Origin of the sequence: Pseudomonas sp. FSL R10-1339 (genome assembly GCF_009600545.1) — a bacterium.
Taxonomy (GTDB): Bacteria; Pseudomonadota; Gammaproteobacteria; order Pseudomonadales; family Pseudomonadaceae; genus Aquipseudomonas; species Aquipseudomonas bubulae.
Genome location: NZ_WIVQ01000036.1, coordinates 15,432 through 40,664 on the forward strand (window position 1 = coordinate 15,432; position 25,233 = coordinate 40,664).

Consider the following 25,233-nt stretch of genomic DNA (forward strand, 5'->3'; position numbering starts at 1 on the left):
GCGGGGCTTTTTTTATGCCTGCGAATTAAATCAAAAAGGCCAGAACGAGCGACGACCTTTCTCCAGCTCACCGCGACATTGGCCAAGCTGTGCACCATAGGTTTTGGACTGCTGCTCGACTTTACGCGCCACCTGCATCAACCAGGGTTTGGCGCGATAGGTATTGCGACTGTAACCCCCCCTGCCCTCGTGATACGCCAGGTACTGGTTATAGGTATCCCACTTGGAGATCCCCAATTGACGCTGGGTACCCGCGGTGTACCAACCGATAAACATGATGGCGTCAGCGAAATTGTCGCGCGACCCGGAACTGCCCATGCTGTTTTCAAAGTCACGCCATGCCGGAGGCTGAGCCTGTGCATAGCCGTAGGACGGGCTGACCCGGCCCCACGGGATGACCCACAAAAGGTAAGCACGAGGCGGAAGCGCATCGGCAACGAAGCTGCTTTCCTGCTTCATGATTGCCATCGCAACATGCACTGGCGTGCCCCAGCGCTCCTGCATCGCTACCGAGTCTTTGTACCAGGCCGGATATTGCCTATAGATACTGCACAGGTTGTTTTGATCTTTAGGCGGAGCAGTGACACAACCGGTCAACGTCACCAGTGCCAACGCCAGCGCCCCTGCCGGTATGTGCTTCATTGATAGTCCAGACCGTTAATACAGGTTGGGCTCCATCTCCAGCTGCACCGCAAAGCGCTGCTCGATATCTGCCTGAATACGCTGCGCAAGGGCCAGCAACTGCAAACCGGTAGCCGACCCATAGTTGACCAGCACCAACGACTGCAGGCGATGCACTCCGGCATCCGCCTCACGAAAGCCCTTCCAGCCTGCAGTTTCGATCAACCAGCCCGCCGCCAGCTTTACCTGGCCATCGGCTTGTGGGTAACCAATCAGGCCGGGATGGGCCAATTTCAATTCCGCCGCCAGGCTTGCCGATACCAGCGGATTCTTGAAGAAGCTGCCGGCATTGCCCAACACCGCAGGGTCAGGCAGTTTTTCGCTGCGGATACTGCAGATAGCCCGACTTACATCACTGGCCGTCGGCTGCTCAATGCCCTGCTCGGCCAGGCGCTGACGCACAGGGCCGTACTCCAGATGCAGATGCATGGCCCTACTCAGGGCAAAGCGCACACGCAAAATCAACCAGCGCCCGGCCTGCTGCTTGAACAGACTGTCACGATAGGCAAAGTTGCATTCGGCCAGACTGAACTCACGCAACTCGCCGGTTTGCCGGTCGAGCGCTGTAAGGCCTGCGAATACATCCTTGATCTCGACCCCATAGGCGCCGATATTCTGCATCGGCGCGGCACCCACGGTGCCAGGGATCAGGCTGAGGTTTTCCAGGCCCGACAAGCCCTGCTCAAGGGTCCACAGCACGAAGGCATGCCAGACCTCCCCCGCTTCAGCCTCCACCACTACCCGCTCGCCATCATCTTCCAGCAAGCGGATACCGCGACTGGCCATGCGCAAAACCAGCGCTGGCACATCGCCGGTCAACAGCAGGTTGCTGCCGCCGCCAATCACCAGCAACGGCAACTTGTGCTCAGCCGCACACAGCAAGGCCTGGCGCACATCATCATCGTTGTGCGCCTGGGCAAACAGGCTGGCCTTCACATCAACACCAAAGCTATTGAAGGGCTTGAGCGACGCATTGACCTGCATGTCCAAACTCATGACTCCAGCAAACGCCGAACGCGCTCAAGATCTTCCACGGTATCTACCCCGGCAGGCGGAGCTTCAAGCACATCGGCCACGTGAATACGCACACCATGCCACAGCGCCCGCAGTTGCTCGAGGCGCTCGGTGTTTTCGAGCCAGCAAGGCCCCCAGCTGACGAAGTCATGCAGGAAGCCCGCTCGATAGGCGTAGATGCCGATATGTCGACGGTAAGGCACGCCTGCTGGCAGTGCGTCCGGGTGCAGTGCAAAGTCATCCCGCGCCCAGGGCAACGTGGCCCGGCTGAAGGTCAGCGCCAGCCCGTTGATATCACTGACCACCTTGACCACATTGGGATTGAACAGCGTCTCGACATCATCGATAGGCTCGGCCAGGGTCGCCATGCTCGCCTCGCCATGGGCCGCCAGGTTGAGCGCAACCTGATCGATCACCTGTGGCGGGATCATCGGCTCATCGCCCTGCACGTTAACCACGATGGCATCGCTGGCCAGACCCAGTTGCGTAGCCACTTCGGCCAGGCGATCAGTGCCGGATTCATGGTCGGCACGGGTCAGCAGCACCTCGGCGCCGAACGCCTTGCAGGCCTCGACAATACGCATATCGTCAGTGGCAACGACCACACGTTGCGCGCTGCTTTTACAGGCCTGCTCCCAGACATGCTGGACCATCGGCTTGCCGGCGATCATTTGCAGCGGCTTGCCCGGTAAACGGGTCGAGGCATAGCGCGACGGGATAACGACGGTAAAAACCGGGATCATTTATCCAGACGCTCTTCGGCAGTGAGGGTGCGGGCTTCGGTTTCGAGCATTACCGGAATGCCATCACGGATCGGGTAAGCCAGGCCTGCGCCCTTGCTGATCAGCTCGGTCTTGTCGGCACTGAGCTTGAGCGGGCCTTTGCAAACAGGGCAGGCGAGGATATCGAGCAGCTTGGTGTCCATAAATGTTCCCCTTGAGATGAGTTAGGGTAAAAGACGATCAGGTAAAAGACGCAGCAATTGTTGGTCAAACCACAACACAAAGGCCTCGGAAGGCACTGCATCAACAGCCAGATACCACCAGTCGGATGACGCGAAGTCACGGCACTTCACCGCGTCCTTTTCGGTCATGACCACGGGTAATGATGGCGAGAAATTCAATATTTCGGCGCTATAAGGCGCGTGATCAGCAAACGCATGAGCAATTGGCCGCCAGTGTAGCGTTTCAAGGGTGGTGAAGAAACGCTGCGGGTTGCCGATACCGGCGACCGCATGCAGAGCCTGCTGCGCAGGAAAAAAGCCCAGCGCCTTGCGCTCCCCACTCACCAGATTCACCAGTGCGGTGGGTTGCAACGCAAAGGCAAAACCGCCCTGCGGGTCGCTGGCAGCGCCGTTATAGAGCACCGCGTCAACGCTCTGCAGGCGCTCGACCGGTTCGCGCAGCGGCCCGGCAGGCAGGCAACGGCCATTACCCAGGCCTCTGGCATTGTCGATCAACACCAGCTCCAGATCCCGCGCCATACGGTAGTGCTGCAACCCGTCATCCGACAGGATCAGGTCCAGCGGCTCGCTGGCCAGTAGCGCCTTGATCGCCCGACTGCGGTCGGGATCGATCATCAGGGGCACACCGGTGCGCTGCACGATCAGCAAAGGTTCATCCCCCGCCTGCACAGCACTTTGCTCGGCGCGTACACGCCACGGCAGTTGCGGCGGGGTCGCGCCATAGCCGCGACTGACCACGCCAACGCGCAGTCCCTGGCGCTGACAGTGCTCTATCAGCCACAGGATTAATGGCGTTTTGCCGGTGCCGCCGACCGTGATGTTCCCCACCACGATCAACGGCACCGGCGGGCGATAGATCTCGCCCTCACCGGCGACAAAACGTACCCGCTTGCGCTCAACCACCCGTCGGTAGAGGCATTCGAGTGGTCGCAACAGGATCAGCAGCGGATGCCCGGCATACCAGGCACGCAGTAAACGATCGGACATGGCCATCAGGGAGTCGTCTGCGCCTCAACCGTGGTCATGCGCAAATGGCTAAAGCCGAGCTTGCCGGCCGCGTCCATCGCGGTGATGACCGCCTGATGTTGCGTTTTGCCATCGGCGCTGATCGACAGCGGCAAACGGGTATCGCCACCGGACTCTTTCTGCAGGGCCTCCATCAGGCTGGCCAGATCATTCTTGGGCAACAACTGGTTATTCACCGAGAAAACCCCGTCTGCGCTGATGGCGATATCCAGTTGCTTGCCATTCTGCTCATCGCTGGGTGAACCGCTGACAGCCTCCGGCAGATCGACGCGCAACTGGGTTTCGCGGGTGAAGGTGGTGGTCACGACAAAAAACAGCAACAGGATAAACACCACGTCAATCAATGACGCGAGGTTGATATCAACTGTTTCCCGTGGCTTGCGGCGAAATTTCACGCTTTGCTCCCGACCATATCGACTTCACGGTCGCCCTGAACCACTTCAACCAGCTTGATTGCCTCCTGCTCCATGCCAACCACCAGGTCGTCAACACGACGCTGCAGGAAACGATGGAAGAATACGGCCGGGATACCCACCATCAGGCCTGCGGCCGTGGTGATCAGCGCCTTGGAAATACCACCCGCCAGCACCGCAGCATTGGAGGTCATTCCCGAGCCCATGAACGAGCTGAAAATATCGATCATGCCCAGCACCGTACCCAGCAGCCCCAGCAAGGGTGCCATTGCGGCAATGGTGCCCAGGGTATTGAGGTAGCGCTCAAGCTCATGAATAACGCGCGCGGCGGCCTCTTCAATGCACTCTTTCATGATTTCGCGACCATGACGGGAGTTGGCCAGGCCCGCGGCAAGAATCTCACCCAGAGGCGAATCGGCACGCAATTGCTTGAGTTTTTCCTTGTCCATTTGCTTGTCTTTGATCCAGCCCCAGACCTGACCGAGCAGATGCTCCGGGGTCACGCGACTGGCACGCAGGGTCCACAGACGCTCGACAATAATGCCCAGCGCGGCAACAGAGCTCAGAATGATCGGCAACATCATCCAGCCGCCGGATTTGACCAGTTCCCACACAGTGACAATCCCCTCGAAAAAGTGTGCCACTCTACCACAGGGGCAGCGTCAATCGCGCCAGAACCGGCGTTGGTCGCGCATGCTTTCAGCCTTGCCCGACGCCCCCAGGCGAAACTTCACCGCACCCTGCTCGGCGCTGTCCAGTACCTGCACCCCCAGCGCCAGATACCGGGCCATCACCTGTGGATGGGGATGACCGAAGCTATTGCCATGCCCCCGTGAGATCAGCACGATTTCAGGCGCCAGGGCCTTGAGAAACACCATCGACGACGAGGTCTTGCTGCCGTGATGAGGAGCCTGCAACCAGCGGGTAGGCACGCCCAGCGGGCTTTGCAGCAAGGCACGCTCGGCCCTGGCATCGATATCCCCGGTCAGCAGCAACCGCTCATCACCGGCCTGCACCTGCAACACGCAGGACTTTTGATTACTGTCGCTGGCCCCCGCCCACTGCCAGAGTGAAAAACTCACACCATCCCATTCCCAAGTTTCCCCACTGACACAGGGTTGCGCCCGCAACGGCTCCGCCAGCCCCGGCACATCGCCGCCAATCACCCGTTTCACGCTGACGCCCCGCTGCACCGCCAGCGCCCCACCGGCATGATCCGAATCGGCGTGACTGAGCAGCATCAAATCCAGCTCGGCCACCCCCAATGAACGCAAAACCGGCACCACCACCCGCTCGCCCTGATCCAGATTCCCTGACTTGGGGCCTGCGTCGTACAACAGAGTGTGATTGCGGGTACGCAAGGCAATCGCCAGACCCTGGCCAACATCCAGCTGCAGCACCTCGACCTGACCGCGGGGGATCTGTTCACGGGGCGCAAACAGCGCCAGCAGCACCAGCGGCCAACCCAGCGGCCGCAAGACCATCCCCGCAGGCAACAACAGGATCAGCACTCCGGCCGCACTCAACAGCCAAATGTAAATCGGCACGGATACGGGCAACCACGGCGTAAACACATCGGCCAGCAGGCTCAAGCCCTGGACCAACCCATCGATCAGGCCACCTGACAGCCACAGCAGGTTTTCCCCCAGCCAGGGCACAGGCAACAGCAAGGTCCCCAGCAAAGCTGTTGGCAGCACTGCCAGGCTGATCCAGGGGACGGCTATCAGATTGGCCAGCGGCCCGGTCAGGCTGATGGGCAGATCGAGTATCCACAGCATCGGGAACAAGCCCAGGGCGATCAGGCCGTGAGGGCGCAACCACATGGCCCGCCACCCCCACGCCCCCAAGCGGCCACTGAAGGTAAAGAGAAGCACCGCCACGGCGCTGAATGACAACCAGAACCCAGCCCGCAAACTCGCCAGCGGCTCGACGATCAGCACGGCATTGAGCGCCAGCAAAAAAGGCAGCCACACGCCCAGTTGTCGAAACCACAAACGCCATGCCAGCACCAGCCCGAGCATCATGCACGCGCGCTGCACCGGCACTTCAAAGCCCGCCAGCACGCCGTAACCCGTGGCGCCAATAAACGCCAGGGCACAAGCCCAGGGTAACCACGGCAAACGACGTGGCCACAGCCCATAACGCGCCAGCAAGGCGATAAATCCATAGATCAAGCCGGCAAACAGGCCAATATGCTGGCCCGAGATCACCAGCAGATGCACCGTGCCGGTCGCTTGCAACAACGTCCAGTCATCGCGACTCAGACCCGATCCATCACCCAGTACCAGCGCCGCCAACCACGAAGCCCGGCCCTGGGCATCAACGCGCAGCAGACGCTGACGCAAGCCGTCACGCCAGGCGTGACTGGCAGCCTCCTGTAAATGCCCCTGCTTGACCGTACCGGTCGCACCGATGCGCTGCGCCAGTAACCAGGCCTCAAAATCAAACCCCTGAGGATTGAGCAAGCCTTTGGGTTTCTTGAGTTTGACCGCCAGCCGCCAGCGCTCGCCGCTGTTTACCGCAGGGCCGCCATACCAGCTCAGCCTGATAGTCGCGGGCAAAGCACCGTGGCGCGACTTTGCCCCCTGCAATTCAAAGCGGACGGATGTTCCAGACTGCTGCGGCAAGCCGATCACACGCCCCTCGACCCAGAGCGTACGCCCGTCGAATGATTCAGCCAGACGGTTATCCAGTGCCCTTTGCCCCTGAAAGCAGGCCCAGCACAGCCCAAGCACATAAAGCCCCACCGGCCAGCCCCTGCAGGCCAATAGCAACACCCCCGCCGTCACCATCAGCAGCAACCACCCGGCAGACGGTAAACCAGGTAAAAACCGCAGCGTGATCAGGCCCGCTGCCAGCGCAAACATCCCTGTGTACATGCCTATACTCAACTTATCCCTTTGACTCGGATTAGCTGGAATCCCGGGGCCGCGCTTAAGAAATTGTCACAAAGTCTAAATAGGCATCCTGTCGAATTTGGGCATACTGCCCCCTTGACCTAGGGAGAGGCCCATGCCACGGCGTTTGATCAAACGTTTCATGCCAGATCCGGCCCTGATCAGGGAACACAAGTCCTTACGATTTTTGGGCACCTTGCTCCATGATCCCAACCTCTGGCACCTCAACCGTCACTCCGTGGCCCGGGCAATGGCGGTGGGCATTTTCGCGGCCTTTATTCCCATGCCGTTCCAGATGCTTCTGGCGGCCTTTCTGGCAATAAGGGTTCGCAGCAATATGCCGATCTCCGTGGGCCTGGTATGGCTGACCAACCCCATCACCATGCCCCCGGTGTTTTATTGCACCTACCAGCTGGGCGCCTGGCTGATGAACGTGCCGGCGCGCACCCTGCCCGACGAACTGACCTGGGAATGGATCAGCGGCCAGCTCTCTACTGTGTGGCAGCCATTCTTGCTGGGCTCGGTGGTCTGCGGCGTGGTGCTCGGCGCATTGGCCTATTGCCTGACCATGCTCTATTGGCGCTGGTGGGTCAGCCATAAATGGAAAGCCCGCAAAAACAGGCACCCATAAAAAAGGCCCCGAACAGGGGCCTTTTTTTATCCGCATTTCACAACAACTACTGACGCATCCCGCGCCCGCTGACCAGCAGCCTGGCGCAGCCGAAGTAGAGCACGATGGTCGCCACCACCATAAAGGTCAGCGCGACACTGATCTTGATGTCCGAAACGCCCAGGATGCCGTAGCGAAAGGCGTTGACCATATGCAGCACCGGGTTGGCCAGCGACACGCTCTGCCAGAACGGCGGCAGCAGGGTGATGGAGTAGAAAACCCCGCCCAGATACGTCAGCGGCGTCAGTACGAAGGTCGGAATAATCGAAATATCGTCGAAATTGCGTGCAAAAACGGCGTTGATAAACCCCAGCAACGAGAAAATCGTAGCGGTCAGCACCACCACCACAATGGTCAGGCCCAGGTGATGCACCTGCAGATGGGTAAAGAACAGCGACAGCAGGGTCACGATCAGGCCCACGATCAGGCCGCGCAAGATCCCGCCCACGGTAAAACCGATCAGGATCGTGTGGGGCGACACCGGCGAGACCATCAGCTCTTCAATCGACCGCTGGAACTTGGCGCCAAAGAAGCTCGACACCACGTTACCGTAGGAGTTGGTGATCACCGACATCATGATCAGACCCGGCACAATGTACTCCATATAGGTGAAGCCACCCATATCGCCGATTTGCCGACCAATCAGGTTACCGAAGATCACAAAGTACAAAACCATCGTGATCGCAGGTGGCAGCAGGGTTTGCGGCCAGATCCGCATAAAGCGGCGGACCTCACGGTAAATAATGGTGTTCAACGCAATCAGGTTGGGACGCAGCTCCGAGCTCATACCGCCACCTTTGCCAGGTTTTTCTCGACCAACGACACAAACAACTCCTCAAGGCGATTGGTTTTGTTGCGCAAGCTCACCACTTCAATATTTTGCGCGGCCAATTGAGTGAACAGACCGGTAATGCCCACAACCTTGTCGACCTGGACCTCCAGGGTCGCGGCATCGAGCAACTGGCTCGGATAGCCGATCAACTGAGGGGCAGCCTGCAGCGGTTGCTTCAAGTCGAGCAAAAAGGTCTCGACATGCAACTGCCCAAGCAGTTGGCGCATGCTGGTGTTTTCGACAATGGTGCCGTGATCGATGATCCCGATATTGCGGCACAGCTGCTCAGCCTCTTCCAGATAGTGGGTGGTGAGGATGATGGTGGTGCCCTGCTCGTTCAGCCCGGTGAGGAAGGACCACATCGAGCGGCGCAGCTCAATGTCGACACCGGCTGTAGGCTCATCGAGGATCAACAGACGCGGCTCATGCACCAAAGCCCGGGCAATCATCAGGCGGCGCTTCATGCCACCGGACAACGAACGCGATGGCGTGTCGCGCTTGTCCCAGAGCCCTAACTGCGTCAGGTATTTTTCGGCTCGTTCCTTGGCGATTTTCGCCGGAATACCGTAGTACCCCGCCTGGGTCACGACGATATCGAAGGTCTTTTCAAACTGGTTGAAGTTGAATTCCTGCGGAACCACACCAATCGAACGCTTGAGGGCTGCGGGATTGCGATCAAGATCATGGCCAAAGATATTCACCGTGCCGCCGGTCTTGTTGACCAGGGTCGAGAGAATGCCGATGGTGGTGGATTTGCCGGCACCGTTAGGGCCCAGCAAGGCAAAAAAGTCACCTTCGGCGACATCCAGATCGATACCACTCAGGGCCTGGAAACCGTTGCCGTAGGTTTTGGTTAGCTGCCGTATGGACAGAGCGGAACTCATATCGGATTACGCACCAAGATGGGGGAAAGGGGATTTGTAAATAAGGGCGAACAGCCTGTAGGACAAGTCCGACAAGACCCTATGGTGCTTGGCCTCGCCGCACAAGTACAGTCGCCCGTATTAATAGTGGCTATTAAGTCAACGCGGTCATGACGGCATTTCGATAGGCCGGACGCTGCTTCAAGCGCTCATACCAGGCACTCAGGTGCGGCAGGGGCGGGCGTTCGATGGGCATTTCAAACCAGGCGTAAATGAAGCTACCCAGCGGGATATCACCCATGCCGATTTCATCACCGGACAAGTAGGGTTTTTCAGCCAGGGCCCGATCGGCCACGGCAAGCAATTCGCCGCTGGCCTTGATTGCGGCGTTGATTGCCACCCAGTCCTGCTGCTCGGCCGGCGTGCGCAAGACACCCCAGAACACCGTGCGAAACACCCCGGCAAAGGAAGTGCTGGTCCAGTCCATCCACTTGTCCGCCTGCGCCCGCACACGTGCATCGGTTGGGTACCATGACGTATCCGAGCCATATCTGGCAGAGAGGTAACGCACGATGGTGTTTGACTCCCACAGCACGAAGCCGTCGTCCTCTTCAATCACAGGCACCTGGCCATTAGGGTTCAACGCCCGGTACTCAGGGCTGTTGACCACCCCAAAGGCGCCGCCCGCCTCTACCCGGCTATACGGCAACGCCAGCTCTTCAACACACCACAACGCCTTGCGCACGTTTGACGAATTCTTGCGACCCCACACTTTCAGCATGATCTGGCTCCTGATTGATAGACGCCGAAGGAGTCTACGCCGGGATGACGAACTCCGTCTCCAGCGCGAGGTCACTATCCCTACAACCCTGATCGAAAGTTGCGACTAAGCTCACAAGGGTGCACGCCCCTGATTTCATGGAGGATTGAATATGCTGTTGTTGTGGATACTGGTTCTGATTGTTGGCATCGCCTATATGGCCCATCGCCGCATCGCCCCCCTGACGATCATTGCCGTGGTCGCGGTGTATTTACTGGCCATGGGGGTTATCGGCCATGTACCTGGCGGGTTGCTGGCAATCCTCTGGCTGCTGCTGGCCGCGCCCACGGCCCTGCTGCTGTTGCCCGAGCTTCGTCGCAAAATCTTTACCGCCCCCCTGTTCAACTGGTTCCAGAAGACCCTGCCGCCGATGTCGCAAACCGAACGCGATGCCATCGATGCCGGCACCGTGTGGTGGGACGGCCAGTTGTTTAGTGGCCGCCCCGACTGGAACCAGCTGCTGGCCTACCCCAAGGCCCGGCTGACCGAAGAAGAACAGGCATTTATTGACGGCCCAACCGAAGAGTTGTGCGCAATGGTCAGCGACTGGGAAATCGGCCAGGCCATGGACTTGCCACCCCAGGCCTGGGCGCACATCAAGGAGCATGGCTTCTTCGCCCTGATCATCCCAAAAGCCTACGGCGGTAAAGGGTTCTCGGCCTACGCCCATTCCCAGGTCGCCATGAAACTGGCCACCCGCAGTGGCGATCTGGCTTCCACCGTAATGGTGCCCAATTCCCTGGGCCCCGCTGAACTGCTGCTGCATTACGGTACCGATGAACAACGCGACCACTATCTGCCACGCCTGGCCCGTGGTGATGACATCCCCTGCTTTGCCCTGACCGGGCCACTGGCAGGCTCAGATGCCGGGGCAATGCCCGACACCGGGATCATTTGCAAAGGCCAATGGCAAGGTGAGGAAGTTATCGGCCTGCGCCTGAACTGGGAGAAACGCTATATCACTCTCGGCCCCGTCGCCACGCTGCTGGGCCTGGCGTTCAAGGCCCATGACCCGGACCATCTGCTGGGCGACAAAGAGGACCTGGGCATCAGCCTGGCATTGATCCCTACCGACACCCCCGGCGTCGAGATCGGCCGTCGCCATCTCCCCCTGGGCGCAGCCTTCATGAACGGCCCGAACTCGGGCAAAGATGTGTTTATCCCGCTCGACTACCTGATCGGCGGCCAGGAAATGCTCGGCAAAGGCTGGATGATGCTGATGAATTGCCTGTCGGTGGGACGCTCGATTTCGTTGCCGGCAGTGGGCACCGGCGCGGCCAAGTTCACCAGCCTGGTGACCGGCCAATATGCTCAGGTACGCGAACAGTTCAATGTGCCACTGGCCGCCTTCGAGGGCATTCAGGAGGCGCTGGCGCGTATCGGCGGCAATGCCTGGCTGATGGACAGCGCCCGCATGCTGACCGCCAACGCGGTGGATCTGGGGGAAAAACCCTCGGTTCTTTCGGCCATTCTCAAGTACCACCTTACCGAACGCGGCCGCGAGTGCATCAGCCATGCGATGGACGTGCACGGTGGCAAAGGCATCATCATGGGCCCCAACAACTACCTGGGGCGTAACTGGCAAGGGGCTCCGATCTTCATCACTGTAGAGGGCGCCAATATCCTCTCGCGCAACCTGATGATCTTTGGTCAGGGCGCCATCCGTTGCCATCCCTTTGTGCTGAAGGAAATGGCCTTGGCCGGGCGGGAAGATAAAGATCAAGCCATGCTGGAGTTTGACGCCCTGCTGCTCAAACACATTGGTTTTGCCATCAGCAACGCTTCCAGCACGCTGGTGTTGAACCTGGGCATTGGCCGTTTCGAAGCTGCGCCCAGCAACCCGTTGAGCCAGGGTTACTTCCGCGCGCTCAACCGTCAGGCGGCGGCGTTCGCCCTGCTCGCGGACCTGAGCATGATGCTGCTGGGCGGTGAGCTCAAACGCCGCGAACGCTTGTCTGCGCGCCTGGGCGATGTGCTGAGCCATTTGTATCTGGCGTCGGCCGCCCTCAAGCGTTATCACGACCTCGACTCGCCGCAATACCTTGATCCGCTGTTCAAATGGGCTATGGAAGAAAGCCTGGGCCACGCTGAGCGCGCACTGGATGAACTGTTGAAAAACTTCCCGAGCCGAACGCTGGGCTTTCTGTTGCGCGGCGTGGTATTTCCGTTTGGGCGCCGGCATACCGGTCCGTCGGACGCACTGGATGCCGAGGTCGCTGCAGTATTGGGCCGCGCCAAAGGGGATCCGGCACTTGAAGCCGTGCTCGCTGGCTGCTACCGCCCGCAATCGCCGGATGACGCTGTGGGCGCCCTGCAACATGCCAGCAACCTGCTGAGCGAAGCGCGCCCCCTGCACAAAAAACTCCACGAAGCGCTGAAAAGTGGCCAGGTAAAACCCGCTGCAGGAGAACCGTCCATCGATGCCGCGCTGCAAGCCGGGGTACTGCAACCGGCCGAAGCTGAAACCTTGCGCACCGCCGAAGCCGCACGACGCAAGGTCATCGACGTGGATGACTTCAGCAAGGAAGAACTCAGCCACACAGAAGGAAAGATTCGATAACAGGACAGCGAGCGCGATGAGCTTTATACTCTCGCGCCCGTTTTACCCTAGAGGACACCCGCAATGGCCACCAACGATCTGAACCACAACCTTGTCCTGCTCGACATTCTGCGCAGCATCCTGGTTGCTGTCGGTGACGCTGAGCAGATCCCCGAGGAAAGCCACGCGCTGTTCCTGGAGCGTTTTGACGACATGCGCAGCTCGTTGCCGGTTGACCCGATCAACAGCCAGTACCTGGGCCAGGACATCATGTGCCAGGTAATCGAGCGCTATCCGCAGATCGCCCACCTGGTCCCGCGCGACCTGCTGTGGTACTTCGGCGGCGCCTGCTTCAACTTCCTGTCGGATGAAGAGCTGGACATGTATCAAGCCCTGGAAGAGCGCCGCCACGAAGCCGAACTGAACGATGAGCCGTTTGACTGGAATCAGGAAAAACAACTGATGGCGCTGCCCACGACACAAGACAGCCCGCAGCACTGATCGCAGTCCGACCCAAAAGCCCGCCCGGTTTTGCCTGGCGGGCTTTTTTTAAAGAAGCAAAAGCTCTGTAGCCGTTCCAACGGCTGCGTTCGGCGGCGCAGCCCTCGGCAGCTGCTACGGATTACGCCACATCTCCAGCGTAGGTTCCTGCGCCATCCGCTCCACCAGAAAGTCGATAAACACTCGCAGCTTGGGCGGCAAATACCGGGTGGGCGTTTGTAGCAACCACACGCCGCCGTGGTAGGAAGCAATAAAATTCCACTCGGGCAGCACCTGCACCACCACCCCCTCCTCCAGCGCCTGGCGTGCCGTAAAGTACGGCAAGCTGCCGATCCCGATATGCTGCAACACCGCATCCAGGCGCACGCCCGTATGATTGGCCGCATAACGTCCGCGCACCCCCACCGTTACCGACCTGCCACCCTGCCTGAATTTCCAGCGCGCATCAGCCGGGGTTTCCCCCAGGTAAATGCAACTATGGTCACGCAAGTCCTCAGGCTGCTGCGGTACCCCGTGCCCGGCCAGATACTGCGGTGTGGCGCAGAGTAAATGCTCGATCGGGAACAGTTGGCGCCCCACCAGCCCCGGTGGCGGCTGGTCGGTAATGCGAATGCTCAAGTCAATGTTGTCATCGATCAAATCGACATAACGATCCTCGAGGATCAATTGCACATCAACCTTGGGGTAACGGCGCAGAAACTCGGGCATATGGGGATGTATCACATACCGCCCCACGGCCTTGGGCACGCTCAGGCGAATGAGCCCCTCGGCCTCCCGGGTAAAACGCCCGCTCAGGTCCATCACCGCCTGAGCCGAACAGGCCATTTCATCGCAACGTTTGAAAACCTCTTCACCTGCATCGGTCAGGCCGAGCTTGCGGGTTGTGCGTTGCAGTAAGCGAATGGCCAGGGCTTTTTCCAGTCGGGCAACACTGCGACTGACCGCCGAAGGCGATGTGCCAAGCTGACGAGCGGCTTCAGAGAAGCTGCCTGCCTCGACCACTTTCACAAACACGACCATTTCAGCCAGTAATGACAACGGGAGATTTATGCTCACAGCGCACAGGTCCATTGAAAATTTGATGGATTATCACACTCCTGGCTCCCCCCCTATACTAAAAACGAAACCCGCTCAGGAACACCTCCATGACCCAACGCCTGTTTTTCAATGACGACGCCGTGAGCTGCGAGGTCGAAGTCATCCACTGCGCGCCCCAAGAAGACGGGTTTGCCGTCATCCTCTGCGCCACCCCCTTTCATCCCCAGGGCGGCGGGCAACCCAGCGACACGGGCTGGATCGGCGACAGCCAGGTCATCAAGGTTGTGCAGGGACAGGATGCTATCGTGCACCACGTCAGCGTGCCCGTACCGACAGGCCGGGCACAGGCTCAGGTCGACGAAACCCGCCGTCGGTTGCATGCCCGCCTGCATTCGGCCGGGCATTTGATTGGTGTATGCGGCGAGCAACTGGGCTGGGTACCCACCAAAGCCCATCACTGGCCAGGCGAATGCCGGGTAAGCTTTGTAGCCGGCGACAATCCGCAACCCCTTGAGGCCGAGGCCGTACAGCACACCCTGGCACAATGGATCGCTGCCGACCTGCAAAGGCATACCTGCCTGGACTCGGAGCAGCGCGCCATCCGTTTTGGCGAGCTGCCGGGCTATCCATGTGGCGGCACCCATGTGCAATCCCTGGCTGAACTGGGCACCGTCAACGTGTTGTCCGTAAGTCAGAAAAAGGGCGTGCTCTCAGTACGCTACGCTCTGGCCTGACGCAATCAAGGAAGGGATAAAAAAAGCCGCTGCGCCATGGCCCGATCCAGTTTGGCGCGATACACCGCGATATAGTCATGGGAACTCTGTGCCCGGGCGTACAACGCCTGTTCACTCAGGGTGCGCTGTTGGGCCGTTTTCAAGTGGGCCACGTCAAAGTCGGCGGCGAGTGTGTCCATTGCCTTGTAATGAAAATGTGCAAACCACAACTCATTACCCTCCAAAGTGCTAATGGCGTATTCCTCAAGATAATCCTTGCGCTGGCCTTTGGACAAAAACCGCCGCCTCCCCACGCGGGTAATGTTTACCTCGCCCTGGGCCTTTAAATACTCGACGTTGGCACCCGTTGGCGGCAGCCGCTTGATAATGCTGATGCGCAGGCTTCGGCCCTCGGCGCGCAACCTGCCGGCCGCCGCCTTCAGGTCGGTAATTAATGCCAAAGCGCCAGCTCTGCGCTCTTGAGTCAGGGGCTCAACCTCAGGGCTGGATGTGAGCACAATCCGCTCCATCTTCTGCGCCACCTCGTCGAGTGAGCTGGCTTTGAAGCTCAGAATTTCTTCTATTTCGATCGGTATTCTGGATGTTGCAGCGCTTGCCCTGTTCTGTGCAATGACTCCCGAAATCCGCTCCAGCAACGTGCGGGCGTCAGCCTGGAGTCGGGATAACGACTTGGCTTGTGAAGCCTGAAGAGTGGGTGGTCTGCTGCTACCGATTTCTTCCCATTCTCCCGCCTCTGTTTTGCGATAGGAGCGGATATTCATTTGATCGATGCCCTCAGTCACATCGACGATTTCATCTTCAGACTCCGAGGACGGAGGACGACGCTGCCCTACCAGCGTCAGGTTTTTTGTGGTCTTGATTACTTGCTGAGTCCCGCGGGACGATCCTGCCCCGGCTCCTGGCTCATTGATCAGGCGACTGGGGCCTGGCCGGGGCTCTTCTGCTTCAGAAGAGGAGCTTTCGGACTCACGGATAACATTCTGCATCTGGGCTTCTGCAAACGTTCTCAGGCTGCTTAGAACCTCAATAATGTCGGGCAGATATTCATTACGGAAATGCTCGGAGCCAAGACTGACAAGGTTCTGGCAAACGCCTTCCGCTGCGTCGTATTTTTCGATGGTCTTATCGAAGAAATCGAGATGCTCTCCGGGATACTTCGTCTCTTCACGGCGCAAGCTTAATTGCGACCAGGCGGTATCAATCAATGTTCCTTGCCCGAACAGATCAAATGCATATTGCTCTTCAGGTATGAGGTTGACCGCATCACGGCGGATCACCAGTTCGCACAGGGTTTCCAGGTAGGCGGCGGACCAGTGGCGGTCGAAATAATCCCGATTGGGTTGATTGATTATCTCTTCCAGTGCGCTGTATCTGGGCAACGGCCTGGTTCTGACCTCATCAAGGGCATCGCACTCGCGCAGCGAGTTTTTATATAACCGCGCCTCTAGCCGTTCGGCCTGTTTCAAGTTGGTAATCCAGCGCTCATAGGGAGCACTCGAGCCATTGTTTATCTCTGCCAGAACCTCCAGCAGCGAAGCGGTATAAGAGACCCTGGAGTTGGATACCGGCAGTTCACGGAGCGCTTCTTCCAGGTAGTTCTGTAATTTGAACAGCCTCAAGGTCAGCTGTACCCAAGTCTCCTGTGTTCTGGCCTCAAAGCCCTCCAGGGGGATAATTTGGTTCGACCTGGTTTTGACGTTGATCATGTCCAGCACACCCGCGCGCCACGCTTCCAGCTCAGCTTCGTAGCGATCAACAAACGTCGCTCGCCGATCGGGAAATTTAGTCAGCAACTCTTCAGTCAGTTTCAGCACTCGGTCGCGCCTCAGAAGCTCTTCGTCCAGGCGTTCGGCCTCTTGCTGCAACGCGGCCACTTTCTGGGTCTTTTTCTCGCGCAATGCCTGAATGGTTTTTTTGGGACCTCCGCCGCGCAATCCCAAACGCAGATCGAGTTGCCACTGCCCGGCCTCATCCCTTCTCAGGCGCGGGCCAAATCTTTCAGGCTGCCTGTCGTCCTGGATCACCAGCCCATCCGCGTCACGGCCAACGCGATAGGTTTTGGCACCGATCTGCACATATGACTTGCCCTCATGGTTGATAACACCTTTTAAGGGGCCTACTTCGATGCGCGTGCCCTGGCTCAAGTCCAGATCCAGCACAAAAGTGTCCAGGCTTGCCTGCTGCAGCTCTGTCAAACGGGGCTGAGCACTGAACCATGAGAAGTCCAGGGACGAATACTGGCTGGCAGCACGGGGTTCAATATCGGGCTGTTTCTTTTGCGCGATAACGCTAGCGGACACTGGCTCAACCGCCGGGAGGGCCTCAGGTTTATAGATCGTAAACAACGGTTCATCGACAGGGGCACTCAAGCGTAACCGGGCAGTGGCTTTTGCCTTGAATCTCAGACCTTCGTGCAGAAGTGCCAGGCTGATATTGAATAAAAGATCGATAACCGTTTGTTGCCCCGCCTCTTTATCGCCATCAATTCGCGCCTGCAAACCGCTATCAAGGCTCAACAGGGTCTGAAAAAGCCAGGCGGCTTTCTGCAAGGGCCCACTGAGGAAAAACGTCAACCCGTTAAACAGGCTCCAGCCATAGTGCTTGAGCAGCATCCAGCGACGCTCAGAGGTCGACACCGTCTGGTTGTCCGCCATGCTCATCAACGCACTGACGTTGGCGTCAAACATCGCCCCGTAGTAGTTGCCCACCAGGCTACGCGTACTCAAGGTCGCCGGGCGACGTGGCAACAGGGCCAAAAAACCCTCCAGCAGTACATTCTCCAGATGCGGTCGCGCAAAACCGCCGTCGGCGTAATAACCACGGGCGTCATCGTCCAGCCAGGTCAATATGCTTTCTTGCAGCTCACCCAGATGCTTGATGGCGTCAAACAATGCGGGCCAGCTGGCATACTCCAACAAGGGTTCAGGGGCAAAAGGCCGGTACAGGATAAAGGGCCCTGTCTGGATATTCAGCGAGCCGAAGACAAACATGTTCGCCGCCGTATCAACTCTGGCCCCTTCATAGGCGTAAAAGCCCAGGGGCCGCACGCACACATAGTCATGGCTGACCGACCGTTGCGCGTCGTGGCGCATGACCTGGGTGACCACATGCAAGCCCTGCGGGGTAAAACCGGCTTGCCCCCTGATTTTTTTCTCCAGGGCCAACAGCGGCAATTGAATTCTCAGTTGGGCCGCATATAACGCCTCGCGCTGCATGACTTGCTTGTCGTCGTCCACCAGGTAACCCTTGAGTAGCGCGATATAGCCCACTCCCACATCTAGCTCATCCACAAGGCTTTTCACGTAGCCACTGGTCAACCAGTCAGGTACTGGGGCGCCTGTGCGATCCTTGACCGCGATCAGGCCGACTGGCCAGCCGCCTCTGTAGCCAAGGACAAACTCGACAAAAGACAGCACATCGTCGCTGAAAACAGGCAGCTGCAAGTTTTCGACCCCCACGTCATGTATCTCAATGTGCGAGATATCGAGGCCTGACCGCGGATGATCGCGCTCGATGCGTTGCCTGATCATTTTCTCGGCGTACACCGGCAATGCATCAATACCGTCCAGAAAGGTGCGGCCCCGGGTCTGGCGCTGCCAGATCACTTCTGCGCTCATCAACCTGCTGTAGTCCAGTTGATCCACGGAGCTGGCCTGCTTGAGCCACTCGGGCAATACGGAGATCACATTCTCCAGGTGCGGGCGTTCCTGCTCGCTGAAAAACGGGAACATCGCAGCCGCTTCGTCCAGCACCTGCTCCAGTCGCCCGACGCTCCATTTGCCTGCCTGAGCGGCTTGCCCCACACGCACCATGTTGCGCAACTGCTGGTCGAGCAAGGTGCGGGCCAGGCCGGTGATAAAGTCCCCCTCGGGCTCATGCAGACTCCAGCTCAACAACCGAACGGGGGCAACCTGCAACACACGAGTCAGCATGCAGGTAGCGAACGCCTGTACCGAGCTGAAGGACTCAACCCCGTGCTCCAGTGAATAACCGAGCACAATCAGGTGATCGGGCATTTGCCGGGTGATCAGCACCACACCCGGCAGTTGAAAGCGCCGCCGAACGTTGTTCTCTGTACCGTCGATATTGACCAGATAGGCGTGCACCGGGGTTTCGAGGGTTCCTCTGGCCCGATTGTCCCTGTCAGGGAAGGATGCAACCACCGCCAGCACGACTGCCTGATCGGCAGGCAAGGCAGGCACGCGGTTTTGCATCAGGGCGGCACCCCCCAGGGCCATCCGTAACACTTCGCTCAACCATTGAAGCGGGGCCAATGAGCCGTTTTGCCTGTCACTCCAGAATTCGGCCAGCGCCTGTTGATAGGCCGCAATCAATAACCCCGAATGGTCGTTGATGATGCTTTGCAGCTCCGCCATGTTCACCGCCAATGGATGCGCAGACAGTTCGTTTTTATCGACGCTCAGGCGGTGAACCCCCTGGATAAGCACCACCGGCGTTGAGTCGATAAAGCACTGAATCATCACATCCGCAACGGCCATGAAACGATAGCGCCTGGGCATGCCCGGTGAGTTCTCATGGCTCAATGGTTCAGCGATAGCGAGCTGCGTAAAATCCACGTTCAGGGCCGGGTATTTATCCTGTAGCGCTTGCTTGAACCAGCTGGCAACGACACCTTGAAACGTCGGGCGCAGGGCAAAACTGTGACCCGCAAAGCTACTCAGGGCCGAGTAGCGGATCATGGCATCAGGGGTGGTCGAAAGTGTTTTCATGACAGTTCATCGCGTTGAATTAGACGAGGGTTACGCCCGCGAGAGGCAGAACCGGATCGGCTGATTAAACGCAATGAATCCGCATTACAGGCGGTATCTGGATATGTACAGAATCAGGCACTGGTGCGCCGGCGCTGGACGAAACGACCGACGTAGTCATCTGCCGGAGCCTGCAGAATCTCTTGCGGGCTGCCGACCTGGATCAACTGCCCGTCCTTGAGTACGGCAATACGATTGCCAATGCGCAACGCTTCGTCCAGGTCATGGGTGATAAACACGATGGTTTTTTGCAAAGTGCGCTGCAATTCCAGCAACTGATCTTGCATCTCTGCACGGATCAAAGGATCCAGGGCACTGAAAGCTTCGTCCATCAGGATGATGTCGGTGTCGGTGGCCAATGCCCGTGCCAGGCCGACGCGCTGACGCATGCCGCCCGACAGTTGATGAATGAACACCTGCTCGTAACCTTGCAGGCCGACCACGGAAATCCAGTGGAGGGCCCGCTGCTGGCATTGCGCAACACTCTCGCCCCGGACTTTCAGGCCATAGGCGACGTTATCCAGTACGTTGCGGTGAGGCAGCAGGCCAAAATTCTGAAACACCATGCTGATCTTGTGCCGACGAAAATGGCGCAAGGCAGGCATGTCGTAATCCAGGATGTCTTCTCCGTCGACCAGGATCTGACCACTGCTGGGGTCGATCAGCCGATTGAGATGACGCACCAGCGTGGACTTGCCTGACCCGGACAAGCCCATGATGACGAAAACCTCTCCCGCCCTGATCGATAGCGAAATGTCATTGATGCCCACCACGCAGCCTGTTTCGGCCAGCACTTGGTCTTTACTCTTGCCCGCGCGGATCATCGCCAGCACGGCCTTTTCGCGATTGCCGAACACCTTGTAAACGTTGCGTACTTCAATTTTGTTGACGGTCATTTCTGATCCCCATGCCGAGGTCGGCCATAAGCCTGGGTAATGCGGTCGATGACCACCGCCAGAATCACGATAGCCAGCCCGGCTTCCAGCCCTTTACCGACGTTGAGGGTCTGAATGCCTACCAGCACGTCTTCGCCAAGACCGCGTGCACCGATCATCGAGGCAATCACCACCATCGACAGGGCCATCATGGTGGTCTGGTTGATACCGGCCATGATGCTGGGCATGGCCAGCGGCAATTGCACACCGAACAACTGCTGCATCGGCGTGGCACCAAAGGCATTGATCGCCTCCATCACCTCGCGGTCGACCTGGCGCAGGCCCAGATCGGTCAGACGGATCAGCGGTGGTACGGCATAAATCACAGTGGCAAAAATCGCTGGCACCTTGCCCAGGCCAAACAGCATCAGCACCGGGATCAGGTACACGAAGCTGGGCATGGTTTGCATGATATCCAGCAGCGGCATCAGCACCGAACGCAGACGGTTGCTGCGGGCGGCCAGAATCCCCAGCGGGATGCCCAGCAGCACAGCAATCACCGTGGCCACCAGCATCAGCGCCAGGGTCTGCATCAGCTTGTCCCACAGGCCAACAGCACCTACCAGGAACAACAGGCCGACAATCAGCAAGGTGCTGAAAATTTTGCGCGTGGCATGCCAGGCAATGGCGCCGACGATGATCAGCATCAGCCACCACGGGGTCAGGCGCAGCAGGTTTTCGAGGTGGATGATGGCCCACAGCAGCGTGTCGGAGATGTGCCGAAACACATCGCCGTAGTTGCTCACCAGCGCATCAACGCCATCATTGACCCATCCTGCGATGGAAAACGTCAGATTTTCAGGAAACATGCGGTGCTCTTGTTCAAGGAATTAATTCGCTTTAAGCGCCGCATCGACCTTGGCCGCCGCTTCAGGAGTAACCCAGGCATGCCAGATCTGCGGTTGCTCGCGCAAAAAGGCCTGCGCCGCCTTACGCGGTTCGGTGCGTTTTTCGCTCATTTGCGCCAGGGTTGTGTTCAGCAGATCGATCGGGAAATCGACCTTCTGGTAGAACTCGACCAGTTGCGGGTATTGCTTGCTGAACGGGGTCGACACGCCGATCGCCAGTTTCGCCGGCAAGGAGCGGGTGCCCTTGGGGTTGGGATTGTTGGCGTCGGCCAGGGTTTTCCAGGCTTCGGCATCGAAGGCAGGCTCTTCGAGTTTTATCAGTTTGTAGCGGCCAATCAGCGGGGTTGGAGACCAGTAGTAAAACAACACCGGTTTGCCACGCTTGATCGATGAGCTGACCTCGGCATCCAGCGCCGCGCCGGAGCCTGTACGAAAGTTCACGAAGTCCTTGTCCAGCCCGTAGGCCTTGAGCTTTTGGCTGTTGACGATTTCAGAGGTCCAGCCGGTAGGGCTATTTAGAAAGCGACCGCGAGAAGGGTCTTCCTGATCGCGGAAAACATCTTTGTAGCGTGCCAGATCGTTGACCGACTTCAAGTCCGGGGCCAGTGCCTTGATGCCTTTTTCAGGGTCGCCCTTGATCACATACTCCGGCACCCACCAGCCCTCGCTGGCGTTCTTGACGATATCGCCCAGCCCCAGCACCTTGCCCTCGGCTTCGGCCTTGATCCACACCGGGCTGCGCCCTGCCCACTCTTCACCAATCACTTGAATATCGTTTTTGGCCAGTGCTGCTTCCAGACTGACTGTGCTGCCGGGCAATGTGTCCGTCGCCACGTCGTAGCCTTTCTCTGTAATCAGGCGCAGCACTTCGGTAATCAGGCTGCCGCTTTCCCAGGTGATATCACCAAAGTGAACCGGTGCCTTCTGCTCGGCCAGCACCGGTTGGGTGATCAATGCACAGGCCAGCAGCGGACCACCGAGCCATTTTTTCAAGTTATTCATGCGGATTCTCTTGTTATGGAGGGGCGGTAGGTGGGTTGCGCGGTGGCGTGCATGGCGCAACGCTTGAGGGCGCGAACCATGTAGTCACTCACGCTGCGCCGGGATATGCCCAGCTGTTGTGCGATTTCGGGATACGTCAGGCCATTGACCCGTGATAGAACGAAGGTTTCCCTTACCTTGTCGGGCAAACCATCGAGCCGGGCATCAATCATCTGCAAGGCTTGAATTGCCTGGGCCAGGGTCTCTGGCGAGGGGAAATGAAGGGGTTCTTGCTGTTGCACGCTCATCAGATAGGCCCGTTCCACATCCCGGCGACGCCACAGTTGAAAGATCAGACGCCGGGCGATAGTCGTCAACAACGCACGCGGCTCGCGGATGACCTGCCCCTGAGGTGCGCTTAAAAGCTGGGCAAACGTGTCGGCCGCGATGTCTTCAGCGTAGCTGCTGGAATCGAGGTAACGGCACAAACGTGCATGCAGCCACAAATAGTGGGTGCGATAAAGCTGGCTCACATGGTCGCGGTGAGCGATGTCGGCGCCGGACATAGGGGCTCCAGGAATTAAACAGAACGGTATGTCCGGTGATCCGGTGCGGCGATCCTAGCAAATGGTTTTATGCAATTTAAATACTAAAAAAACATTTGTTTATTCGTTTCAGCTATTAAGTATGGCTCCACTACTGCAACACGTCATACCCGAACTCAGCCGCTTCCTGCCGATAATCGAGAACCATCTGATAATCCGCTTCACTGGCTGGTAAAACTTCCCGCAGCCCCAAGGTTAGAGCTACTTCGGGTAATTGCTCCAAGGCCGTATTCATTGCCTGGCGAATCTGCCCTGCGCCGTCACGTCCGGCACTGAGCGCAGTGATGTAAGGCAAGGTCGGGCTGGAGGCCGTACGCGCCACAATCCGCAGCCCGGCAACTTCTGCCGGCGCATAGCGGGCCAGGTAGGCATAGGTCACGCTGTCGATGGCGGCAAGGTCGGCCCAACCTTCGCGCACCCAGCGCAGGCTTTGCCGGTGCGCGCCGCTGACGGCCACGGAGGCAAAAAAGCGCCCACCGCGCTGCAGGGGCGCAAGGCGATGGCGCAATAGATTCATGCCGCTGTTGGAGTGCTGATCATTGATCACCCCGCGGCTGCCCTCGAAAGCGCCCAGATCGCGGCGCGGATCTGCATCACGGCTGACAATCACACTGCAATGCTCCCCCCCATTGCTGTCGGGCCATTCGTAATGCGGGCGACCGACCAATTGCACCTGACCGCGCAACTGGGTCAACAGCGGATAACCGCAGGTCTGGCTCAGCAACAACTCGGGGGCCCTGAACAACTCCAGCAGGCCAAGGCCCCGGGCATCGCCACGGGTATGCTGCAAAAGCTCGAGAACACGGGTCAACCAGCGTTCATTGGCTTCGCTGACCTGCTGGGGGGCTACATACATTGCCAATTCGGCATAACGGCCAGACATGGAAGGCACCTTGTGAAATTAACTGAACGGATGCTGCGGGCTATCAATCGCCTGCACCGCGTGACGGCGAATCAGTTCACCGTAGCCTTGCACCAGAAAACCGCCGCTGCGCTGCTGCCACTGCTCTCGTCGCGCACGGTAGACCCTGGGCATGTAAAACCACGGCAAACCCGGTAAATCATGGTGCACCAGATGCAAGTTGAGGTTCAGGAACAGCCAGGTCCAGGGCCAACCGGCTTCATTGAGTACCGTTCGCTGTTCCGGCCGGGCTGCGGGACGGTGCTCATAAAAGGAACGAACCATGCCCACTGACAAAACCGGCACGGTAACCAGAAATACATACTGCCAAACAGCCAGTTCGCTGCAGTACGCGATAAAGGCAAACATCAGCATCGTGAAAAAACCGTGGGTCAGCCACATGCACCAGGCTTTCCGCGCGCCGCTGCGCAGGCGATGCAACTCCTCCCTGGCCATGCCGAACAATGCCAGGGGCGGGCCCAGCAGCAGGCGTCCGGGCACCGTTTTGTTCAGCCAGAGCAAACCACGCAGCAGACTGGAACTGCCCTGCCAGTGAGCCTGGCTTAAATAGCGGCTTTCGGAGTCAATGCCGGGCAAGGTCAGGTCATGATCGCGGTGATGCTGCAAATGGCTGTCCCGATAGAGGGTATAGGGGTACCACAGCGCAAAAGGTGCGTAGCCCAGCACCTTGTTAAGGTTACTGGAACCTGTGGGGTGGCCGTGCAGCAGTTCGTGCTGCACCGACATCCACAGCACCACCACCGGGATCAGCAGCACAATCGTCCAGCCAGCGCCAAGCACCGGGCTGCCCAGCAGCAACGCAAACCAGGCGGTGGGAACGGCAAGCAGCAATAACCAGGTAGGCCACTGGGTTCGACCGGTGAAGGTACGGGACAAGGCCTGGATGTCCCGTTGTTGGGCGCTATCGAAATAATGCGACATCTGATGAACTCAAAACAGGTTTGAATCCTTGTTGCGCCAGTCGCAGTTTTCTTGCAGATCGATTGGTTATGAGCTTAGAGGTGTTTGCGTACGGGTCGAAAAGCAAAACCCGGAAACGCAAAAAGCAGCCCGAAGGCTGCTTTCTGTGTGTTTTTTGAAACTGCGTTGCTCCAAAAAACAAAATTTGGAGCGGGAAACGAGACTCGAACTCGCGACCCCGACCTTGGCAAGGTCGTGCTCTACCAACTGAGCTATTCCCG

The 25,233-nt window shown here is 58.6% G+C and carries 23 protein-coding genes; 4 read left to right on the plus strand and 19 right to left on the minus strand.

Annotation, left to right across the window (positions count from 1 at the left end; all coding sequences use genetic code 11):
- Positions 1–30: 30 nt before the first annotated feature.
- Genes GHO03_RS12880 through GHO03_RS12915 form a run of 8 tightly spaced genes read right to left on the minus strand, consistent with a single transcriptional unit; the run spans position 31 to position 6,977 of the window.
- Positions 31–642 (minus strand): hypothetical protein, encoded by a 612-nt coding sequence (locus tag GHO03_RS12880; protein WP_178110311.1) that lies wholly within the window; start codon positions 640–642, stop codon positions 31–33.
- 15 nt (positions 643–657) lie between these two features.
- Positions 658–1,677, minus strand: coding sequence for a UDP-N-acetylmuramate dehydrogenase (gene murB, locus GHO03_RS12885; RefSeq protein ID WP_153379718.1), 1,020 nt, complete (start codon positions 1,675–1,677; stop codon positions 658–660).
- Positions 1,674–2,438 (minus strand): 3-deoxy-manno-octulosonate cytidylyltransferase, encoded by a 765-nt coding sequence (gene kdsB, locus GHO03_RS12890; protein WP_095019638.1) that lies wholly within the window; start codon positions 2,436–2,438, stop codon positions 1,674–1,676. Before kdsB ends, murB begins: the two co-directional genes overlap by 4 nt.
- Positions 2,435–2,620, minus strand: a complete 186-nt coding sequence (locus tag GHO03_RS12895) for a Trm112 family protein (RefSeq protein ID WP_086796064.1) — start codon at positions 2,618–2,620, stop codon at positions 2,435–2,437. The genes kdsB and GHO03_RS12895 overlap by 4 nt, the downstream gene beginning before the upstream one ends.
- 21 nt (positions 2,621–2,641) lie before the next feature.
- Complete coding sequence (lpxK, locus tag GHO03_RS12900; RefSeq protein WP_133144876.1) at positions 2,642–3,652, minus strand: tetraacyldisaccharide 4'-kinase; 1,011 nt, start codon at positions 3,650–3,652, stop codon at positions 2,642–2,644.
- Complete coding sequence (locus tag GHO03_RS12905; RefSeq protein WP_095003145.1) at positions 3,652–4,080, minus strand: biopolymer transporter ExbD; 429 nt, start codon at positions 4,078–4,080, stop codon at positions 3,652–3,654. Before GHO03_RS12905 ends, lpxK begins: the two co-directional genes overlap by 1 nt.
- Entirely contained in the window at positions 4,077–4,712 is a 636-nt protein-coding gene (locus tag GHO03_RS12910) for a MotA/TolQ/ExbB proton channel family protein (RefSeq protein WP_372241738.1), read from the minus strand. Before GHO03_RS12910 ends, GHO03_RS12905 begins: the two co-directional genes overlap by 4 nt.
- Before the next feature lie 48 nt (positions 4,713–4,760).
- The gene (locus tag GHO03_RS12915) at positions 4,761–6,977 is read right to left on the minus strand and encodes a DNA internalization-related competence protein ComEC/Rec2 (RefSeq protein ID WP_178102604.1); all 2,217 of its coding nucleotides are present in this window, start codon (positions 6,975–6,977) and stop codon (positions 4,761–4,763) included.
- Positions 6,978–7,110: 133 nt separating this feature from the next.
- On the opposite strand from GHO03_RS12915, the gene GHO03_RS12920 reads away from it, so the two are divergent.
- Positions 7,111–7,626 (plus strand): DUF2062 domain-containing protein, encoded by a 516-nt coding sequence (locus GHO03_RS12920; protein WP_095003143.1) that lies wholly within the window; start codon positions 7,111–7,113, stop codon positions 7,624–7,626.
- Positions 7,627–7,672: 46 nt separating this feature from the next.
- Here the strand turns inward: GHO03_RS12920 and GHO03_RS12925 are convergent, their stop codons facing one another.
- From GHO03_RS12925 to GHO03_RS12935, 3 genes are all read right to left on the minus strand, one after another.
- Positions 7,673–8,452: an ABC transporter permease gene (locus tag GHO03_RS12925; protein WP_095003142.1), complete on the minus strand. Its 780-nt coding sequence runs from the start codon at positions 8,450–8,452 to the stop codon at positions 7,673–7,675.
- Complete coding sequence (locus GHO03_RS12930) at positions 8,449–9,381, minus strand: ABC transporter ATP-binding protein (protein ID WP_095003141.1); 933 nt, start codon at positions 9,379–9,381, stop codon at positions 8,449–8,451. Before GHO03_RS12930 ends, GHO03_RS12925 begins: the two co-directional genes overlap by 4 nt.
- Positions 9,382–9,514: 133 nt before the next feature.
- Positions 9,515–10,141 carry a glutathione S-transferase gene (locus GHO03_RS12935; RefSeq protein ID WP_095003140.1) on the minus strand — a complete coding sequence of 209 codons (627 nt, stop codon included), beginning with the start codon at positions 10,139–10,141 and terminating at the stop codon, positions 9,515–9,517.
- A 151-nt stretch (positions 10,142–10,292) separates the two neighbouring features.
- Here GHO03_RS12935 and GHO03_RS12940 point away from each other — a divergent pair, with 151 nt between their 5' ends.
- Together GHO03_RS12940 and GHO03_RS12945 are read left to right on the plus strand one after the other, a co-directional pair.
- Positions 10,293–12,740 carry an acyl-CoA dehydrogenase gene (locus tag GHO03_RS12940; RefSeq protein ID WP_153399931.1) on the plus strand — a complete coding sequence of 816 codons (2,448 nt, stop codon included), beginning with the start codon at positions 10,293–10,295 and terminating at the stop codon, positions 12,738–12,740.
- A gap of 63 nt (positions 12,741–12,803) precedes the next feature.
- Positions 12,804–13,220 (plus strand): PA2817 family protein, encoded by a 417-nt coding sequence (locus tag GHO03_RS12945; protein WP_083369822.1) that lies wholly within the window; start codon positions 12,804–12,806, stop codon positions 13,218–13,220.
- 114 nt (positions 13,221–13,334) lie between these two features.
- On the opposite strand, the gene GHO03_RS12950 is transcribed toward GHO03_RS12945, so the two are convergent.
- A complete protein-coding gene (locus tag GHO03_RS12950) occupies positions 13,335–14,276 on the minus strand; it encodes a LysR family transcriptional regulator (protein WP_095019651.1) in 942 nt (313 codons plus the stop codon).
- 89 nt (positions 14,277–14,365) lie between these two features.
- Here GHO03_RS12950 and GHO03_RS12955 point away from each other — a divergent pair, with 89 nt between their 5' ends.
- Positions 14,366–14,992 (plus strand): hypothetical protein, encoded by a 627-nt coding sequence (locus GHO03_RS12955; protein WP_095021013.1) that lies wholly within the window; start codon positions 14,366–14,368, stop codon positions 14,990–14,992.
- Positions 14,993–14,997: 5 nt separating this feature from the next.
- On the opposite strand, the gene GHO03_RS12960 is transcribed toward GHO03_RS12955, so the two are convergent.
- The 7 genes from GHO03_RS12960 to GHO03_RS12990 all read right to left on the minus strand — a co-directional run bounded on the left by GHO03_RS12960 (position 14,998) and on the right by GHO03_RS12990 (position 24,973).
- A complete protein-coding gene (locus GHO03_RS12960; RefSeq protein WP_153399933.1) occupies positions 14,998–19,722 on the minus strand; it encodes a dermonecrotic toxin domain-containing protein in 4,725 nt (1,574 codons plus the stop codon).
- 113 nt (positions 19,723–19,835) lie between these two features.
- Positions 19,836–20,657: a glycine betaine/L-proline ABC transporter ATP-binding protein gene (locus tag GHO03_RS12965; RefSeq protein WP_095003136.1), complete on the minus strand. Its 822-nt coding sequence runs from the start codon at positions 20,655–20,657 to the stop codon at positions 19,836–19,838.
- On the minus strand, positions 20,654–21,505 hold the full coding sequence (locus GHO03_RS12970) for a proline/glycine betaine ABC transporter permease (RefSeq protein WP_095003135.1): 852 nt from the start codon (positions 21,503–21,505) through the stop codon (positions 20,654–20,656). The genes GHO03_RS12965 and GHO03_RS12970 overlap by 4 nt, the downstream gene beginning before the upstream one ends.
- Positions 21,506–21,526: 21 nt before the next feature.
- Entirely contained in the window at positions 21,527–22,546 is a 1,020-nt protein-coding gene (locus tag GHO03_RS12975; protein WP_095003134.1) for an ABC transporter substrate-binding protein, read from the minus strand.
- Positions 22,543–23,091, minus strand: a complete 549-nt coding sequence (locus tag GHO03_RS12980; RefSeq protein ID WP_095003133.1) for a sigma-70 family RNA polymerase sigma factor — start codon at positions 23,089–23,091, stop codon at positions 22,543–22,545. The genes GHO03_RS12975 and GHO03_RS12980 overlap by 4 nt, the downstream gene beginning before the upstream one ends.
- Before the next feature lie 130 nt (positions 23,092–23,221).
- On the minus strand, positions 23,222–24,013 hold the full coding sequence (locus tag GHO03_RS12985; RefSeq protein WP_130871948.1) for a phosphate/phosphite/phosphonate ABC transporter substrate-binding protein: 792 nt from the start codon (positions 24,011–24,013) through the stop codon (positions 23,222–23,224).
- An 18-nt stretch (positions 24,014–24,031) separates the two neighbouring features.
- Complete coding sequence (locus GHO03_RS12990; protein WP_153399935.1) at positions 24,032–24,973, minus strand: fatty acid desaturase; 942 nt, start codon at positions 24,971–24,973, stop codon at positions 24,032–24,034.
- Positions 24,974–25,233: the final 260 nt, after the last annotated feature.

Coding starts and splice junctions, on each gene's coding strand:
- GHO03_RS12925 (WP_095003142.1), bottom strand. CDS start 8,452: ATGAGCTCGGAGCTGCGTCCCAACCTGATTGCGTTGAACACCATTATT.
- GHO03_RS12975 (WP_095003134.1), bottom strand. CDS start 22,546: ATGAATAACTTGAAAAAATGGCTCGGTGGTCCGCTGCTGGCCTGTGCA.
- GHO03_RS12965 (WP_095003136.1), bottom strand. CDS start 20,657: ATGACCGTCAACAAAATTGAAGTACGCAACGTTTACAAGGTGTTCGGC.
- GHO03_RS12990 (WP_153399935.1), bottom strand. CDS start 24,973: ATGTCGCATTATTTCGATAGCGCCCAACAACGGGACATCCAGGCCTTG.
- GHO03_RS12920 (WP_095003143.1), top strand. CDS start 7,111: ATGCCACGGCGTTTGATCAAACGTTTCATGCCAGATCCGGCCCTGATC.
- GHO03_RS12955 (WP_095021013.1), top strand. CDS start 14,366: ATGACCCAACGCCTGTTTTTCAATGACGACGCCGTGAGCTGCGAGGTC.
- GHO03_RS12960 (WP_153399933.1), bottom strand. CDS start 19,722: ATGAAAACACTTTCGACCACCCCTGATGCCATGATCCGCTACTCGGCC.
- lpxK (WP_133144876.1), bottom strand. CDS start 3,652: ATGGCCATGTCCGATCGTTTACTGCGTGCCTGGTATGCCGGGCATCCG.
- GHO03_RS12895 (WP_086796064.1), bottom strand. CDS start 2,620: ATGGACACCAAGCTGCTCGATATCCTCGCCTGCCCTGTTTGCAAAGGC.
- GHO03_RS12985 (WP_130871948.1), bottom strand. CDS start 24,013: ATGTCTGGCCGTTATGCCGAATTGGCAATGTATGTAGCCCCCCAGCAG.
- GHO03_RS12915 (WP_178102604.1), bottom strand. CDS start 6,977: ATGTACACAGGGATGTTTGCGCTGGCAGCGGGCCTGATCACGCTGCGG.
- GHO03_RS12970 (WP_095003135.1), bottom strand. CDS start 21,505: ATGTTTCCTGAAAATCTGACGTTTTCCATCGCAGGATGGGTCAATGAT.
- murB (WP_153379718.1), bottom strand. CDS start 1,677: ATGAGTTTGGACATGCAGGTCAATGCGTCGCTCAAGCCCTTCAATAGC.
- GHO03_RS12935 (WP_095003140.1), bottom strand. CDS start 10,141: ATGCTGAAAGTGTGGGGTCGCAAGAATTCGTCAAACGTGCGCAAGGCG.
- GHO03_RS12880 (WP_178110311.1), bottom strand. CDS start 642: ATGAAGCACATACCGGCAGGGGCGCTGGCGTTGGCACTGGTGACGTTG.
- GHO03_RS12980 (WP_095003133.1), bottom strand. CDS start 23,091: ATGTCCGGCGCCGACATCGCTCACCGCGACCATGTGAGCCAGCTTTAT.
- kdsB (WP_095019638.1), bottom strand. CDS start 2,438: ATGATCCCGGTTTTTACCGTCGTTATCCCGTCGCGCTATGCCTCGACC.
- GHO03_RS12945 (WP_083369822.1), top strand. CDS start 12,804: ATGGCCACCAACGATCTGAACCACAACCTTGTCCTGCTCGACATTCTG.
- GHO03_RS12940 (WP_153399931.1), top strand. CDS start 10,293: ATGCTGTTGTTGTGGATACTGGTTCTGATTGTTGGCATCGCCTATATG.
- GHO03_RS12930 (WP_095003141.1), bottom strand. CDS start 9,381: ATGAGTTCCGCTCTGTCCATACGGCAGCTAACCAAAACCTACGGCAAC.